This window comes from Amycolatopsis plumensis (assembly GCF_042652605.1).
GTDB lineage: Bacteria > Actinomycetota > Actinomycetes > Mycobacteriales > Pseudonocardiaceae > Amycolatopsis > Amycolatopsis plumensis.
In genome coordinates, this window is the sequence record NZ_JBHSJY010000001.1 from 7204640 (window position 1) to 7220468 (window position 15829).

General features: G+C 71.0%; 14 protein-coding genes and 1 tRNA gene. 7 read left to right on the forward strand and 8 right to left on the reverse strand.

Translation table 11 applies throughout. From position 1 onward, the window contains the following. Window positions 1–16: 16 nt before the first annotated feature. The 3 genes from ACFPLC_RS34985 to ACFPLC_RS34995 are packed head-to-tail and all read left to right on the forward strand — an operon-like array spanning window position 17 to window position 5006. Window positions 17–625, forward strand: a complete 609-nt coding sequence (locus ACFPLC_RS34985; protein WP_378236028.1) for an RNA polymerase sigma factor — start codon at window positions 17–19, stop codon at window positions 623–625. Beyond that, window positions 622–1734, forward strand: coding sequence for a CU044_5270 family protein (locus ACFPLC_RS34990; protein WP_378190960.1), 1113 nt, complete (start codon window positions 622–624; stop codon window positions 1732–1734). The genes ACFPLC_RS34985 and ACFPLC_RS34990 overlap by 4 nt, the downstream gene beginning before the upstream one ends. Continuing rightward, complete coding sequence (locus ACFPLC_RS34995; protein WP_378190957.1) at window positions 1731–5006, forward strand: S8 family serine peptidase; 3276 nt, start codon at window positions 1731–1733, stop codon at window positions 5004–5006. Before ACFPLC_RS34990 ends, ACFPLC_RS34995 begins: the two co-directional genes overlap by 4 nt. 46 nt (window positions 5007–5052) lie before the next feature. Here the strand turns inward: ACFPLC_RS34995 and ACFPLC_RS35000 are convergent, their stop codons facing one another. After that, the gene (locus ACFPLC_RS35000; protein ID WP_378190954.1) at window positions 5053–6009 is read right to left on the reverse strand and encodes an anti-sigma factor RsbA family regulatory protein; all 957 of its coding nucleotides are present in this window, start codon (window positions 6007–6009) and stop codon (window positions 5053–5055) included. Continuing rightward, window positions 6006–6824, reverse strand: coding sequence for an MEDS domain-containing protein (locus tag ACFPLC_RS35005; RefSeq protein WP_378191532.1), 819 nt, complete (start codon window positions 6822–6824; stop codon window positions 6006–6008). Before ACFPLC_RS35005 ends, ACFPLC_RS35000 begins: the two co-directional genes overlap by 4 nt. A gap of 297 nt (window positions 6825–7121) precedes the next feature. Between ACFPLC_RS35005 and ACFPLC_RS35010 the strand changes: the two genes are divergently transcribed. Next, window positions 7122–7949 (forward strand): LLM class flavin-dependent oxidoreductase, encoded by an 828-nt coding sequence (locus ACFPLC_RS35010; protein ID WP_378190952.1) that lies wholly within the window; start codon window positions 7122–7124, stop codon window positions 7947–7949. Between the two features lie 73 nt (window positions 7950–8022). Continuing rightward, entirely contained in the window at window positions 8023–8295 is a 273-nt protein-coding gene (locus ACFPLC_RS35015; RefSeq protein ID WP_378190949.1) for a hypothetical protein, read from the forward strand. A gap of 330 nt (window positions 8296–8625) precedes the next feature. Here ACFPLC_RS35015 and ACFPLC_RS35020 read toward each other — a convergent pair whose 3' ends face one another. The 3 genes from ACFPLC_RS35020 to ACFPLC_RS35030 form a co-directional block, all read right to left on the reverse strand. Beyond that, window positions 8626–8862, reverse strand: coding sequence for a hypothetical protein (locus ACFPLC_RS35020; protein ID WP_378190947.1), 237 nt, complete (start codon window positions 8860–8862; stop codon window positions 8626–8628). A 2-nt stretch (window positions 8863–8864) separates the two neighbouring features. Continuing rightward, on the reverse strand, window positions 8865–8987 hold the full coding sequence (locus tag ACFPLC_RS35025) for a hypothetical protein (protein WP_378190945.1): 123 nt from the start codon (window positions 8985–8987) through the stop codon (window positions 8865–8867). 150 nt (window positions 8988–9137) lie between these two features. Next, window positions 9138–9386: a hypothetical protein gene (locus tag ACFPLC_RS35030; protein WP_378236029.1), complete on the reverse strand. Its 249-nt coding sequence runs from the start codon at window positions 9384–9386 to the stop codon at window positions 9138–9140. A gap of 8 nt (window positions 9387–9394) precedes the next feature. Here ACFPLC_RS35030 and ACFPLC_RS35035 point away from each other — a divergent pair, with 8 nt between their 5' ends. Together ACFPLC_RS35035 and ACFPLC_RS35040 are read left to right on the forward strand one after the other, a co-directional pair. Further along, complete coding sequence (locus ACFPLC_RS35035) at window positions 9395–9553, forward strand: hypothetical protein (protein ID WP_378236030.1); 159 nt, start codon at window positions 9395–9397, stop codon at window positions 9551–9553. A gap of 212 nt (window positions 9554–9765) precedes the next feature. After that, window positions 9766–13656, forward strand: a complete 3891-nt coding sequence (locus ACFPLC_RS35040) for a glycoside hydrolase family 2 TIM barrel-domain containing protein (RefSeq protein WP_378190943.1) — start codon at window positions 9766–9768, stop codon at window positions 13654–13656. Between the two features lie 33 nt (window positions 13657–13689). Here ACFPLC_RS35040 and ACFPLC_RS35045 read toward each other — a convergent pair whose 3' ends face one another. From ACFPLC_RS35045 to ACFPLC_RS35055, 3 genes are all read right to left on the reverse strand, one after another. Continuing rightward, a complete protein-coding gene (locus ACFPLC_RS35045; RefSeq protein ID WP_378190941.1) occupies window positions 13690–14982 on the reverse strand; it encodes an ArsB/NhaD family transporter in 1293 nt (430 codons plus the stop codon). A 16-nt stretch (window positions 14983–14998) separates the two neighbouring features. Then, window positions 14999–15445 carry a CBS domain-containing protein gene (locus ACFPLC_RS35050; protein ID WP_378190939.1) on the reverse strand — a complete coding sequence of 149 codons (447 nt, stop codon included), beginning with the start codon at window positions 15443–15445 and terminating at the stop codon, window positions 14999–15001. 212 nt (window positions 15446–15657) lie between these two features. Next, window positions 15658–15731 (reverse strand) — tRNA-Pro (locus ACFPLC_RS35055). Window positions 15732–15829 lie beyond the last annotated feature (98 nt).

Sequence of the window (15829 nt, forward strand, 5' to 3'; positions counted from 1 at the left end):
GTGGCAAAGAGGGGGTATGACGTCGTTGCGTTCTGTGGGAGACAGCGATCCGCCGCCGGTGGGGTCGGACGCTGAGTTGGTGGCCGGGGACGCCGAGCAGTTCGGTGTGTTGTTCGATCGGTATGCGCCGGCGTTGCACCGGTACTGTGCCGGCCGGGTCGGGGCCGGGGTGGCGGAGGACGTGGTCGCCGACGTGTTCTGCCTGGCGTTCAAGCAACGCGATCGGTACGACGCCGGGCGGGTGAACGCCCTGCCTTGGTTGTACGGGATCGCCACCAACCTGTTGCGGCGGCGGTGGCGGCAGGAGCTGGCGCGGTATCGCGCCATGGCGAAGGTGGTGCCGCCCCTTGCCGGGGGTGACGAGCCGGCGCTGCGGGCCGTCGAGCGGACCGATGCCGCCGAGTACGTGCGGCTGATCACCGCGGCTCTCGAACAGATGCCGCGCCGGCAGCGGGACGTGCTGCTGCTCTTCGCGTTGGCGGACCTGGACTACGTCGAGATCGCCACCGCACTCGGCATTCCGGTCGGGACGGTGCGTTCCGCGCTGCACCGGGCCAGGAAACGGCTGCGTGACGTCCTGCCCGCCCATGCCGACGTATCCGCCTCCCGGGAGATGACCTCATGACCACCCCCCAAGCACCGGACGAGCAGCACGAGCTCACCCTGCTCCGGTCCGTCCTCGACACCCCGGCCCCGGACAACGCCGCCCTCGCGAGGATGCGCGCCAAGGCCCTCCGGTCGATGCAGGCTCCGCCGGCACCCCGCCACCGCGGGCGCGTGGTGCTCGCCGCCGCGTCGGTCACGCTCGTCGCGGGCCTGGGTATCGCCATCGCGGTGCAGCCGACCGGCGGCGACTCGACCGCGCTGCCGACCAGCGCCGATCCCGCCCGCCCCGCCCGCCCCGCACCGCTCGTCGGCGCGGACACCCCGGCCCGCGAGGCACTGATCACGCTCGCCGCGCACACCGGTGCCCTCCGGCCGCTGGCGGTCCGGCCCGATCAGTTCGTGTACTCCCACCTGCGTGGCCAGGTCGTGACCGGGATCCCGGTGGGCGCGGACGGCGAGGCCCGGGTGGTCGCGGAGACGGAGAACAAGACGTGGTTCGCGGCGGACGGGCTGCGGACGGTGCGCATGGAGATGACGAGCAACCTCGACGTCCGGCCGTTGACGGACGCGGACGCGCGCAAGCTCGCCGCCAACGGCAAGTCCCTGCCGAAGCCGTTCACCCAGGTGTACCCGAACCCGAACGGCAATCCGAAGGAACAGCTGCCGATCGTCCAGCCGAAGGAGCCGGGCGTCGACAACCCGACGCTGTCCTGGGTGGCGAGCCTGCCCACCGACCCGGAGCAGCTGCTGGCGGTGTTCCGGGCCGCCGCGGGCCCGAGCACCAAGCACGACAACGACTACCTGGCCTTCAAGACGGCCGCCAGCTTCGCCGCCCGTGCCGACGCGCTGCTGACGCCCGCGGCCCGCACGGCCTTGTACCAGGCCATCGCCCTGCTGCCGGGCATCGAGCGGGTGCCGGGCCAGGTCGACCTGAGCGGCCGCGCCGGCGTGGCCATCGGGCGGAACGCGGAAGGCTTCCGTTACGAGATCATCCTCGACCCGGTGACCTCCCGGGTGCTCGGCACCAGAATGGTGGCGACCACCGGGGCCGACTGGCCGACCGGGACCGTGATCGCCTGGTCCAGCACCGACCAGGTGGTCGTCGACTCCGTGGGAGCGACCTCGTGACGCGGCCCACCGGACGACGCCTCGGCCACGCGGCGCTGGCTTTCGTCGCGGCGCTCGCCGCCGTGGTCGCACCACCGGGCGCCTCCGCGAACGGCATCGCCGCCACCGCACCGGCGCGGCCGGCGGGGAAGACCGTCACCCTCGTGACCGGCGACCGGGTGACGCTCACCGGCCGGGACGACGTCCGCGTGAGACCCGCGCCGGGCCGCGAGCACGTCGGTTTCGAGCAGCGGATCGACGAGAACGGCCACAGCGTGGTGGTCCCTCGCGACGTCGAGGCGCTCGTCGCGGGCGGACAGCTCGACCCGCGGTTGTTCGACGTCTCGGCACTCGTCGAGGCCGGCTACCACGACGAGGCCCGGCCGGACCTGCCGCTGGTCGTGACCCACACCGGCGGCGGCCACCGCAACGGGCTCGCGGGCGGCCGCGAGCTGCCCAGCGTCGGCGCCACCGCCATCCGCCCGGCCAAGGACGCGGTGTCCTCGGTGTGGGCGGCGCTGGACGCCGGGGGCGGTGCGACGCTGTCGCCCGGTGTCCAGCGGGTGGCGCTCGACGGCCCGGTGCACGTCGACCTGGACCACAGCGTGCCGCAGATCGGTGCGCCGCAGGCCTGGCAGGCCGGGCACACCGGAAGCGGCACGACCGTCGCCGTCCTCGACACCGGCATCGACGCCACCCATCCCGACCTCGCCGACGCGGTGGCCGGGGCCAGGGACTTCACCGGAAGTCCCGGCGGCAGCGACGACCGGGTCGGCCACGGCACGCACGTCGCGTCGATCATCACCGGCAGCGGCGCGGCCTCGGCCGGCCGGTTCCGGGGCGTCGCTCCCGACACCCGGCTCCTGGTGGGGAAGGTGCTCGACGACACCGGCAACGGCACCGAGTCCTCGGTCGTCGCGGGCATGGAATGGGCGGCCGCGCAGGGGGCGGACGTCATCGCGATGAGCCTGAGCGGCTCGGTGGCCTCCGGCAAGGACCCGGCCGTGGACGTCCTGTCGGAGGCGGTGAACCGGCTCACCGCGCAGTCGGGCGCGCTGTTCGTGGTCTCCGCCGGGAACAAAGGCCCGCGCGGCGGGTCGGTCGCCAGCCCCGGCGCCGCGGACGCTGCGCTGACGGTCGGGGCGGTGGACGGCGACGACGCGCTCGCCGAGTTCTCCAGCCGTGGCCCGCGCGCCGACGGTGCCGTCAAACCGGACATCACCGCTCCGGGGGTGGGCATCGTCGCCGCTCGCGCGAAGAACGGGCACCTCGGGACACCCGTCGACGACGAGTACACGGCCATGTCCGGCACGTCGATGGCGGCACCGCACGTGGCGGGCGCGGCGGCGATCCTCGCCGGGATGCACCCGGACTGGGATCCGGCGCGGCTGAAGTCCGCGCTGATGGGCAGCGCCGCGCCCCGCGACGGGCTGACGGTGTACGAACAGGGGGCCGGCCGGGTCGACGTCGCGCGGGCGGTCCGCCAGCCCGTGCTGGCCACCCCGGCGAGCGTGTCCCTCGGACAGGCGCGGTGGCCGCACGGGGACGACCAGCCGATCCCGACGGTCCTCACCTACCGGAACACCGGCACCACCCCGGTCACCCTGGACCTGGCCGTGGTCGTGCGTGACCAGGCCGGGAACCCGGCGCCCGCCGGGATGTTCACCGTGGCGCCGCGCACCCTCGAGGTTCCCGCGGGCGGGCAGGCCACCGCGACGCTGATCGCGGACACCGCGGTCGACGGCCCGGACGGCACCTACGGCGGCACGGTCGTCGCCACCGGTGGCGGGAACGTGGTCCGCACCCCGCTCGGCGTCCAGCGGGAGGCCGAGAACCACGACGTCAAGCTCGACTTCCTCGACTGGCAGGGAAACCCCGCACAGCTTGCCGAGTACCGCTTTGTCGGCCTCGACCGGCCCGCGGCGTACCTGGCCACCGTGCGGACCGGGTCGACCGTCGTCCGGCTGCCACCGGGGCGGTACTTCTTCCACGCCACCGTCCTCGGCCGGAACGCCGGAAACGAGCTGATCAGGGCGCTGTTCGCCGAACCGGAGATCACCGTCACCGGGGACACCGGGATGGCCGTCGACGCCCGGGACGCCGAACCGGTCGGCATGAAGATCGACCGGCCGAACGCCGGTGACTCCGAGACGATCCAGTCGTTCCTGCGCACGACGTCCTTCGGCGAGACGGGTTTCCGCGACTTCGGTGCGTTCGACAAGGTGTGGGTGCGTCCCTCGGCCACGAGCGCACCCGAGTTCACGTTCACCGCGGAGGGGCTGCTCGCCCGGCGCGACGGGCAGGGCGGCTTCACCGGCAGCCCGTACCTGTACCACCTCCGGTGGGCGGAGCAGGGCCGCGTGCCGGCCGAGCTCGTGCGGCACTTCGCGGATCGCGACCTCGCCGCCGTCCGGTCCACGCACGCCGCGAGCGGCGCCAGCGGGGAGATCGGCGAACGCGACTACACGGTGCGGGCGCCACTTCCGTTCACGCTCCAGGAGTACTACAGCCCGGACACGCCCTGGGAGCGTTTCTTCGGCAAGCCCGTGGAGAAGCCGCTGTACGAGTGGTCCACGCAGACCGTGCCGAGGACGTTCCGGCGGGGCGAGTCCGTGGCCGAACACTGGAACACCGGGGTGCTCGGGCCGGCTTTCCCGCCGTATCCCGGGTCCCCGGCGGAATGGGCGGGCCGGGCCGGTGACACGGTGTACTTCGACCTGGCGCCGTTCAGCGATCCGTCGTCCGGCCACTATGGACAGTCGGTGACGGACTCCGCCGAAACCGTGCTGGACCGGGGAGACGAGCGGATCGGCGGCCAGCCGTGGGCGGGCTACCATGAGTTCGACGTGCCACCGGGGGAGAGTCCGTACCGGCTGCACAGCGAGTCGGCGCGGAGCAGCTCGGCCGGGCTGTCCACGAGAGTCACCGCGGACTGGACGTTCCGGTCGGGCACCGTGCCGGGAGCGCAGGTGCGGCCGATCCCCCTGATGGCGGTGCGGTTCACCCCGTGGCTGGACGACCACAACCGCGCGCCGGGCGGTGTCCCGTTCGTCGTGCCGGTGCGGGTGGAGCACACCGAAGAGCAGGCCCGCATCACCTCGTTGAAGGTAGGGGTGTCCTATGACGACGGTGGCACCTGGCGGGCCGTGCCGGTGTGGCGCGGCGACGGACAGTGGCTCGCCGGCCTGCGACACCCCGCCGGGGCCGCGTTCGTGTCGCTGCGGGCCACCGCGACCGACGGTGCGGGCAACACCGTCGACCAGACGATCATCCGCGGGTACCGGCTGAGGTAGCGCGCGGCAGCTGTGCGGTGCCCGGGTTGCCGTCGGGGCTCGGCGTTCAGGGGGCCGGGTGTCCGGCGGTGAGGCGGACGGTGAAGCCGGTGTCGTCCCGGTGGAGCGTGACCTGGCTGCAGACCTGGTGGGTGATCCAGAGTCCACGGCCGCCGATGTGGCGGTTGGCCGGCAGCAGCCCGGCGAAGGGGTCGGACAGGCCGGTGCCGGTGTCGTGGACGGTGACGACCATGTGGTCGGCGTCGGCCCAGATCCGGAACCGGACCGGTGGGCGGCCGTGACGCAGGGCGTTGTCGACTATTTCGCTCACCGCCAGGACGAGGTCGTCGATGTCGGCGGCGGGCAGGTCGGTCTTGTTGAAGTCGGTGACCGCGCGGCGGGCGGCCGGTGGCTGGGGGTTGGTGAGGTCGACCAGCGGGGCGGTGCGCTCGATCGGGTAGGGCGTCATCGGCCGGGGAGCGGCGAGGAAGGCCGGTGGGTCGACGTAGCCGGGGTTGGTGTGGTGGCCGCCAGGGGTGGCGAGGTAGGGGTGGGTGCGGGCGACGTCGTCGAGCACCGACCGCGGCGTGGTGCGGGTGTCGTAGGCGCACATGCTGCGCAAGGGGAATTCGTCGTAGGCGTGGTTGACGGCGGCTTCGTAGCGGGCCCACCAGTCCCAGGAGGCGTCGATCGCGGCCGGCGGGATTTCGCCGAAGATGCGGATCCCGGTGGCGCCGTCGGCGACGAGCCCGGCCATCAGGTCGCGGTAGGACTTGATGGCGGACGCGGGCCGGACGTACACGTCGTCGATGGTCAGGAACTGCGTGTCCGCGGACGAGGGGAGCGCGTCGCGCACCAGCTCGGCCCGCTCGGGCTCCAGGGACACGACGGTCGGCTCACCCGCGGCGATGCCGGCGGCGAGGAACGGCACGGCGACGGCGAGCAGTTCTTCGTCGCTGGTGTAGTGGACGGCGGCGTGGTCGTAACCGCGCTCGGCGGTCTCCTCCGGGTCTCTGCTGTTCACACGCGCTCCACGCGGACGTTGGTCAGGCCGAACAGCTCGAGCAGGCGGGCCGGTGTGCTCAGCCGGGTGCGCAGGACCACCGTGGTGTCGGTGGCCTCGGCGTAGTCGGCGATGTCGAACAGGCTGCGGTGGTCGATGAAGGTCAGGTCGGTGGCGTCGATCGCGATCGAACCGCCGGCCGGCCGAAGCTGGGCGCGCTGCAGCGCCAGCGGCCACAGCGGGCGGGCCCGCATGTCCAACTCCCCGGCCAGCGCGGCGGCGCTTCCGTCGCGGGTGTGGCCGTGCAGGTGGAACGGTACCGGCACCTGCCGGGCCTCGGGATGCATGCAGGCCAGCTGCGCGACGGTTTCGTCGCCGAGCTCGGCGGTGTCGTAGCCGCAGATCGCCGACATCGGGTGGGCGGCCATGAAGTGGTCCACGAGGTGTTCGTAGCGGGCGAAGGCGTCCAGTTGGGCAGGGGTGCGCACGAGCGGGGTGACGTCGGCCGCGACCCGCAGCCCGGTGTACCCCTCGGCCAGCGCCTGCGCTGTCGCGGTGGCGTAGAGCTCCACCTGGCCGGCCGGGTCGACCACGGCACCGGTGGCGTAGGTCGCGTCGGCCGAGGAGATCTGGACCGCGCCGGTGCGCAGGCCTTCGCCGAACGGGCCGGCCGCGCGCATCTGCGCCGCGATGAGCTCGGGGTCGCCGGGAGCGACGTAGAGGACCCGTTCGTGTGCGGTGAGGCCGTCGGCCAGGAATTCCCACGCCGGTACCGTGAACTCGTCCCGTCGCTGGAAACCCCAGCAAACGTGGTCGTGAACCGGCTCGGTCTGCATGTGCACGGGTCGAGAGTACGCCGTCGACCTTCATGACGTGCCGGGCAGTGCGCGCGAGACGACCCCGCCGGCCCTGGTTTTAGAGCCGGCGGGGTCTAGGTCCGCGCGGAACTCGTACGAGTCAACCAGACCTAGCACCCCCGTTACCCAGCTCGCGCCCGTCGAAACCTGCCACTCGTCGACCGGTGCTGCCGTCGCGCCGGATTTGTTCGGCGGGGTGTGTCGGATGCGCGGTTGCTCGTTCGTGGCAGTGATGAGCTCGGCGCCAGGCCGGGCCGTAGGGAAAGGGGCTTCACCATGGCGGGTACCTCCGCACGCGAAATCAGGCCGTTGCGGTTCGGGGTCGTGGCGCCGGTCACCACGGACCTGCCGGCGTGGCGTGACCAGCTGCGTGTGCTGGCCGACAGCGGCTATTCGACGATCTTGATGCCCGATGTGCCGCAGTGGCAGCCGGCACCGGGCCCGGCGCTCGCGGTGGCGGCGACGATCACCGGCTTGCGGGTGGGCACCTGGGTGTACGCGTCTCCGGTCCGGCCCGCGTGGATCACCGCGTGGGAGGCCCACTCGCTGTCGGTGCTCACCGAGGGGCGTTTCGAGATGGGCATCGGCACCGGCCGGCCCGGGATCGCCGACCAGCTCCGTGAGCTGGGCCTGCCGGCCACCCCGGCGGGCCGGCGGTTGAGCCAGGTGCGTGAGGTGGTCGCGGCCCTGCGTGACCTCGACGGCCCGGATCGGCACACACCGGTGGTCATGGCCGTGGGCGGCCCGAAGGCACAAGCGCTCGCCGCGGAGGTCGCCGACACGGTCACCTTCGTGATGCCCCAGATCGAGACACGGGCCGAGACGCAGCAACGGGTAGAGCAATTCGAGAACCGCCGCGGTGTGGAACTGGCGTTGCACGTGCCGGTGGTCGGCGACTCGGTCGCCGCGTTCATGGCCGGACCCGACACCGACGCCGCCGCCGTCCGGGCCGCGGACTCGCTGGCGTTCCTGCCCAGTGATCCTTCCGCCGCTGCCGAGGAGATTCAACGGCGACGGGAGGAAATCGGGTTCTCCTACTTCGTGGTCGGCGCCGAGGCCGCCGGTGCTCTTGCGCCGGTCGTGGCCGAGCTGGCCGGCCGGTGACCGCGAAGGCGTGTGCTGGGTGCGGCACACTTGACGATCTGATCGTGCTGGTCGCCACCGCGGTTTTCCCGGTGTGCTGCTGGTCCACCAGATCGAGACCGCGCCGACGATGATCCCGATGATCAGCCCGACGATCGCGCCGACACCGGTGACGCCGACGATGATGGCAGCGATCACGCCGATGATCGACAGGATCAGACCGATGATCGCGAGGATGTCGGCGAAGCTGCTGCCGAAGATCTGGTCCCACGCGTCGGCGATCTTGACCAGGGCCTGGCCGACGTCCTGCGCGGGACGTTCCATGTCCAGGAGCGCTTTCTTGGTCTGGTTCACCCGGTGGACGTAGGCGTTGTTGGCGTCGCCGGTCCACGCCGCGGTCTGTTCGGCGGCCTGGGACAAGCCGCCGATGCCGGCGTTGATCGAGGTGCCGACCAGGTCGGCGCCGTCCTCGCCGCCCACGCCCCAGACGTCCTTGCCGACCGAGCGCAGCCGGTCGGTGTCGATGTCGCCGACCAGCCGCAAGGTGTGTTCGAGCGAGGGCAGCGACTGCCCGTGGTCCCGGGCTAACGCGTCGATCTTGCGTGCGTCCGCGAGGACGGAGTCGTCGATCAGCTCTTTCAAGGCCATTTCGAGCTCCCCTCTCGTGGCGAACCGGCGAGAAACGCGGCGGACCGGTCTACTTCGGTTCGTGGTCCTTCATCCACTTCTCGACCTCGTCCTCGGTGGCCTGGTACTTCTCACCGGCCTTGGCGACGCCTTCGGCCGTGCCAATGATGGTGACGTGAGCGCGCGCGAGGAACCGGTCCATCGCGTTCACGACGCCGGGATACTTCGTGTTGCAGAACCCGGTGAGATTGAGGACTTTTTCTTCGCCGGTGTCCTCGACGTTGCCGTACGAGGCGACCTCTTCCACCGTCAGGAACCTTCCAGGGTCGCCTTCTGCCGGAAGTCGGTCATGTCCAGGCTGTCGCTGGCGGCTTCGAGAAGCTTCTTCAGCCGGGGAATTTCGTCCGGATCGAGCCCATATCCGCCGCCCATTGCCGTCCCCTCCCGTGTGCCGGTCGCCCCTACGACGCGATGCCGTGCGGCACGGCTCCCTCGATCGCACCAAGCCACAATCCAGCGCGATGCGAAAGTCGACGTTGTTCGCCATTCGCTGCGGTAAAGGGCGTGGCTGTGAGGCAGTCGTCAGCCCTCCGGAACCTGGGTGCTCCCGGAGGTCAGGCGGTTGCGCCTGGACGCGGAGCGCGTCCGGGAAGTCGTGGGGGCCCACCGCAACCTGGCGTCGAGCTGGAGACCGGCACCGAACCCGACGGCCGGTACCGGGGCAAGGCGCAACGCGTGCTCGCGGAAGTCGCCTCGTGCCACGCGATGGCGTATCAGGAACTCGCCGCGGCCGCCGAAGCCCCTGGCGAAGCACGGCGATATCCGCGTCACACTCCACAATGGACACGTTTGGTGGAGGAGTCGTTCGCGGCGATCCGCCGGGCGGAAGCCCGCCACGAACGCGCTGCGGCCCAGTCGGCGAGCGCGGCCGCCGGCATTCGGCGGCCGCGGAACACGCGGACCGGCGTGCCTCGGCACCGATGCGGCCGAGCGCCTGACCGCAGAATGCGGCGTTCACCGAGTCCGCGCGGTCCCGGGGGACAGCTGCGCCCGGATACCGGTGTGGCGGCTGGTCGTCACTCCGCCATCCAGGTGATCAACCACCGATCAACAGAACTCAACATTGTGTCCGTTGAACTATGCGTAAGGCTGTTGACTTCGCCTGGTGGATAGGTAACGTTCTGCGCGTCGAAGAACGGGGTGGTTCACGATGTCGCAGCAGCCGTCCGAGTACCGGCGCGCCCTCAGCCGTCGCACCTTCCTGGGTGGCGGAGCCGCCTTGCTGAGCACGCTCGCGCTGCCGGCGACGCTCTCGTCGCTGGCCTGCCCGGCCGCGGCCGCCACCCGCGACCGGACCGCGCCGCCCAACGGGTTTCCCGAGTGGAACAACAACATCGGCATCTTCGACATCGGCAGCGAACCGCCGCACGCCACGCTCATGCCGTACGCCGACCTCGGGCAGGCGCTGGCCGGTGACCGGACCCGCTCGCCCTACCGGCAGAGCCTCGACGGCGATTGGAAGTTCCGGCACGCCGAGCGGCCCGACGCGCGGGACCCGGAGTTCTACCGCGAAAACGTCGACGACAGCTCCTGGGCCACCATCCCGGTCCCGTCGAACTGGCAGCTGCACGGCTACGACTTCCCGATCTACGTCAACATCACCTACCCCTGGTGGGGCGCCAACGGCCGGAACGAGAACGCGCAGCCGCCGTTCGCGCCGACGAAGTTCAACCCCGTCGGCCAGTACCGGCGGACCTTCCAGGTCCCGGCCGGATGGGCCGGGCGGCGGACGTTCCTGCACTTCGAGGGCGTGAAGTCGGCGTTCTACGTGTGGGTCAACGGCACGCTGCTGGGCTACCGCGAGGACTCGCGGACGCCGGGGGAGTTCGACATCACCGACCACCTGCGGCCGGGGACCAACCAGCTCGCCGTGGAGGTCTACCGCTTCCCGGACGGCGACTGGCTGGAAGACCAGGACATGATCCGGCTGGCCGGCATCTTCCGGTCCGTCTACCTGTTCTCCACGCCGGCGGTGCACCTGCGCGACTTCCGGCTCGACCCGAAACTCTGCGACGGCTACACGAACGCCGACCTCGCCGTCACCGCGAGCGTCCGCACCTACGGGGTCGCGGACAACCGCACCTACACCGTCGAAACCCAGCTGTACGACTCCGACCGCCGGCCCGTGTGGGCACAGCCGCTGCGGCAGCAGATCGGGCTGGGCTCGGTACCGGCCGGGCAGGACGTCACGGTCCAGGCCGCGCAGGGCGTTCGCGCGCCGAAGCTCTGGTCGGCGGAACAGCCGAACCTCTACACCGCGGTGCTCGTCCTGCGCGATCCCGCCGGGAAGCCCCTCGAGATGCTGTCCGCCCGCGTCGGGTTCCGGGAGTTCGCGCTCACCGGCGGGCTGATGCGGATCAACGGGCAGCCGGTCAGCCTGCGCGGCACGAACCGGCACGAGATCCACCCGGCCCGCGGCGGCGCGCTCACCCGCGCCGACCTCGTCGAGGACATCCGGCTGATCAAGCGGCTCAACATCAACGCCGTCCGCACGTCCCACTACCCCAACGATCCCGTCTGGTACGACCTGGCCGACGAGTACGGGCTCTACCTCGTCGACGAGGCCAACCTCGAGACACACGGCGTCCGGGACCGCTTCCCCGGCTCGAACCCGGACTGGACCGACGCCGTCCTCGCCCGGGCCAAGGCGATGGTGCACCGGGACAAGAACCACCCGAGCGTCGTCATCTGGTCGCTCGGCAACGAGGCGGGCTCGGGCAGCAACTTCACCGCGATGTACGACTGGATCCGCTCCTACGACACGACCCGCGTGATCCAGTACGAGGGCGACGACCGGCCGGGCATCAGCGACATCCGTTCGCAGATGTACCCGACCCCGGCCGCGCTCGAGAAGCGGGCACTCGACACGGCCGACACCCGGCCCTACGTCATGATCGAGTACGCCCACTCGATGGGGAACTCCACCGGGAACTTCAAGGAGTTCTGGGACGTCATCCGCGCGCACCCGGTGCTGCAGGGCGGGTTCATCTGGGACTTCGTCGACCAGGGGCTGTACTGGCCCACACCGAAGCGCAAGCTGCTCACCGAGTCCGGTCCCGCCGCCCTCACCGCGGAACTCGCGCCGGCCGCGACGTTCGACGCCGGGCACGGCCTGGCCGGCGCCGCGGTCTTCCCGCCCGCGCGCAGCGTCGACCTGACCGGGTCGCTGACGCTCGAAGCGTGGGTCACCGCGGGCGCCGTCGGCGGCCACCAGCCGATCATCGCCAAGGGCGACCACCAGTACTCGCTCAAGCAGAGCGAAGGCAACCTCGAGTTCTTCGTGTACTCCGGCGGCTGGATTTCGGCCACCGCGCCGCTGCCCGCGGACTGGGTGGGCCGGGAACGCCACGTCGCCGGGGTCCTCGACCACGACGCGAAGACGTTGACGCTCCACATCGACGGCACGGCCGTGGCCCGGACGACCACCGACCGCGTGCCGGACAGCACCACCGCCCAGCTCGCGCTCGGCACCGACTACGAGAACCCCGAACGGGTGTTCGGCGGCCACATCCGGGCCGCCCGGGTCTACGCGCGAGCCCTCACCACGGACGAGCTCGCCGCCGACCGGACCCCGCAGGACCCGGCCGTCCGGTTCTGGTTCGACGCCGCCACCGCGGCCTACGCCGAAAAGCAGCCCGCCGAGCGGACTTACCTCTCCTACGGCGGCGACTGGGGCGACAACCCCAACGACGGCAACTTCTGCGCCAACGGCATCGTCACCGCCGACCGCCGGATCAGCGGCAAGGCCGTCGAGGTCAAGCACGTCTACCAGGCGATCAACGTCTCCGCCGGCGCCGGCCTGCCGACCGGGCAGGTGACGATCACCAACGAAAACCTCTTCACCAACGTCAACGCCCACGACGGCACCTGGGCGCTGGTGAACGACGGCAAGGTCGTCCAGCGCGGCCGGCTCACCGGCGCCCAGCTCGACGTCCCGCCGCGCTCGAGCCGGACGATCACCGTGCCGCTGCGCCGTCCGGCTCGCCCGGTCGGCGAGTACTTCCTCCAGTTCTCCTTCACCACCAAGAAACCCACGATCTGGGCCGAGCCCGGGTTCGAGGTGGCGAAGCAGCAGTTGCCGGTGGACTTCGGCAGTCCCGCCGTGCCGCAGGTGCCGCTCGCCCGGATACCGGCCGCCACCGTGCGCCAGACCGACCGGAGCGTCGAAATCACCGGCGCCGGGTTCAGCGTCTCGATCGCCAAGGACACCGGGCTCATCACGGCCTACGAAGCCCACGGCGTCCGGCTCGTCACCTCCGGGCCCATCCCGAACTTCTGGCGGGCGCCGACCGACAACGACATCGGCAACGGCCACCCGAACCGCGTCGCCACCTGGCGCTACGCCGGCGCCGACCGGCAGGTCACGGACGTCACGGTGACGCCCGGCCGGGCGGTGGTCGTGACGGTCCACGGCACCCTGCCGACGTCGGTGCCCTCGGCGTACACCACCACGTACACGGTGTTCGGCCACGGCGAGATCAAGGTGGACCAGTCGGTGCACCCCGGCGCGTCCGGCCTGCCGTACCTGCCCGAAGTCGGCACGATCCTGTTCGTGCCGGGCGAATTCGACACGCTGGATTACTACGGCCGCGGGCCGGAGGAGAACCACTGGGACCGCAACACCGGGTCCGACGTGGGCGTGTACTCCTCGACGGTGGCGCGGCAGTGGACGGGCTACATCCGGCCGCAGGAGAACGGCAACAAGACCGACGTGCGGTGGATCGCGCTGACCAACAAGCGCGGGGTCGGACTCCTCGCGAGCGGGGAGCCGCTGCTGGAGGTCAACGCGTCGCACTTCACCCCGGAGGACCTCTCGAGCGGCGCACTGCACGACTACCAGCTGACCCCGCGCCCGGACGTCGTGCTCAGGCTGAACCACCGCCAGATGGGCGTCGGCGGCGACGACAGCTGGGGCGCGCAGACGCACGACGAGTACAAGCTGTTCGCGAACCGGGACTACCACTACACCTACCGGCTGCGCCCGCTCCTGCGGCGCGACCAGGCCATGGGGCTGTCTCGAACGCCGACCGCGTCGTCGTGAGAAGCCCGGTCGGGGTGCTTCGAACAGCGAGCCTCAGCCGAAGACGAAGTAGCGCAGCCACAGGTAAGGCGCAGCGATCAGCACCGTCAGCAGCGTGACCTGCGCGCCCTTGCGGGTGAACTCCCAGAACGAGATCGGGCTGCCCGCCCGGGCCGCGATCCCCAGCATCACCACGTTGGCGCTGGCGCCGATCGCCGTCAGGTTGCCGCCGAAGTCCGCGCCCAGGGCCAGTGACCACCACAGGGCCTCCGAGTGCGCCGGATCCGGGATGTCGTGGGTAAGCGCCAGCACCAGCGGGCTCATCGTGGCCACGTACGGGATGTTGTCGATAACCCCGGACAGCAGCGCCGACACCCCCAGGATCAGCATCACCGCGACCAGCGCGTTCCCGCCCGTCGCCTGCGCGGCCAGCTCGGCCAATCTGCCGATGACACCGGTCTTGACCAGTGCGCCGATCATGACGAACAGCCCGGCGAAGAACAGCAGCGTCTCCCATTCGACGCCGGCCAGGTAGTCCCGCGGTTCCACCCGGGAGAGCAGCACCAGCACCCCGGCGCCCAGCAGCGCGACAACCGACGGCTCGACGTGGATCAGCGAGTGGCCGACAAAGGCGGCGAACACCGCGAGCAGCACGACACCGCACTTGAGCAGCAGGCGGGGGTCGCGGATCGCTTCGCGTTCGTTGAGCCGCATGACCGACGCGGCGCGTGCCGGGTCGACGGCGAACGAGCCGCGGAACACCCAGCGCAGCGCGAGGGTGAACGCGACCAGCTCGATCGCGACGATCGGGGTCAGGTTGAGCAGGAAGTCGTTGAACGACAGGCCCGCGCGGCTGCCGATGATGATGTTCGGCGGGTCACCGATCAGGGTGGCGGCGCCGCCGATGTTCGAGGCCAGCACTTCGGCGATGAGGAACGGCGTGGGCCGGATGTCGAGCCGGTCGCACACCAGCAGGGTGACCGGCGCGATCAGCAGCACGGTCGTGACGTTGTCCAGGAACGCCGACGCGACCGCCGTGATGACGACCAGCAGAACCATGATCCGCAGCGGCGAGCCCTTGGCGCGCTTGGCCGCCCAGATGGCGACGTACTCGAACACGCCGGTGCGGCGCAGCACGCTGACGATGACCATCATCCCGAACAGCAGGAAGATGACGTCCCAGTCGATGCCGGTGTCGTGGGAGTAGAACGCGTCCGCCGAGTCGGTCACCCCGAACGCCAGCACGATCCCGGCGCCGGCGAGGGCGACGGCGGTCTTCGGCAGCTTTTCGGTGGCGATGAAGACATAGGCGATGACGAACAACGCGATGGCGAGGACGGTGCTCATCGCACCGCCGTCGCGGTCAGCGGGGGGTGAGGGCCAGTTCCAGCAGCCGGGACGCGGAGATCACGCCGAGCAGCCGCTTGTCCTCCATGACGGCGACCAGCGGGCAGCGCAGGCGGGCCATGATGGCCGCGACCTCGACGATCGTGTCGTCGGCCTGCACCCGCGGCAGCTCCGAGGGCTTCTCGGGCAGCAGCGTGCGGACGGTCTTGCCGCTCAGCTTGTCCGCGACGCGGTCGGCCATGGACTCGTCCAGCACCCCGGCCAGGGACGGGTCGTCGCGCACGTAGCTGGGCACGAGGAACCGCACCACCTGCGACGCGGGCAGGATCGACTGCGGGCACCCCGCGGCGTCGGTCACGACGATGCCCGGCAGCCGGCGCTCGGCCAGCATCCGCGCCGCGTCCAGGGCATCGGAGTCCAGGTCGACGACCGGATATTCCTCGGCCATCTCCACAGCATGCATCCGCCCAGCGTACGACCCTGCGGCGTGGTTCGTGGCGCACCAGCCGGTCCTCCTGTCGGTTTCTTGACGGCCGGTGGACAGGAGTTCGGCGGTTCGAACCTCAAAACCTTGGCTACCGCAACGTCGGCCTCCCGGCACTTCACCGACGACTCCCATGACGACAGCAAAAAGCGGGCCTCCGCAGCTGTGAGCCGCGGAAACCCGCTGTCCGGTCGGGCTGACAGGATTTGAACCTGCGACCCCTTGACCCCCAGTCAAGTGCGCTACCAAACTGCGCCACAGCCCGGACCCGCACTCCCTGAGTGCGTGAAAGTACTTTAGCGTGCCCGCCGAACGGCCCTGTAACCAGGGTCCCCTGTCCCTCTGAACTGCGAAAACAGCACA

What these genes read in the sequence shown, in the direction of transcription:
- ACFPLC_RS35040 (WP_378190943.1), top strand. Translation starts at nt 9,766, where the DNA reads ATGTCGCAGCAGCCGTCCGAGTACCGGCGCGCCCTCAGCCGTCGCACC.
- ACFPLC_RS35050 (WP_378190939.1), bottom strand. Translation starts at nt 15,445, where the DNA reads ATGCATGCTGTGGAGATGGCCGAGGAATATCCGGTCGTCGACCTGGAC.
- ACFPLC_RS34990 (WP_378190960.1), top strand. Translation starts at nt 622, where the DNA reads ATGACCACCCCCCAAGCACCGGACGAGCAGCACGAGCTCACCCTGCTC.
- ACFPLC_RS35045 (WP_378190941.1), bottom strand. Translation starts at nt 14,982, where the DNA reads ATGAGCACCGTCCTCGCCATCGCGTTGTTCGTCATCGCCTATGTCTTC.
- ACFPLC_RS35025 (WP_378190945.1), bottom strand. Translation starts at nt 8,987, where the DNA reads ATGGGCGGCGGATATGGGCTCGATCCGGACGAAATTCCCCGGCTGAAG.
- ACFPLC_RS34985 (WP_378236028.1), top strand. Translation starts at nt 17, where the DNA reads ATGACGTCGTTGCGTTCTGTGGGAGACAGCGATCCGCCGCCGGTGGGG.
- ACFPLC_RS35010 (WP_378190952.1), top strand. Translation starts at nt 7,122, where the DNA reads ATGGCGGGTACCTCCGCACGCGAAATCAGGCCGTTGCGGTTCGGGGTC.
- ACFPLC_RS35005 (WP_378191532.1), bottom strand. Translation starts at nt 6,824, where the DNA reads ATGCAGACCGAGCCGGTTCACGACCACGTTTGCTGGGGTTTCCAGCGA.
- ACFPLC_RS35035 (WP_378236030.1), top strand. Translation starts at nt 9,395, where the DNA reads ATGGACACGTTTGGTGGAGGAGTCGTTCGCGGCGATCCGCCGGGCGGA.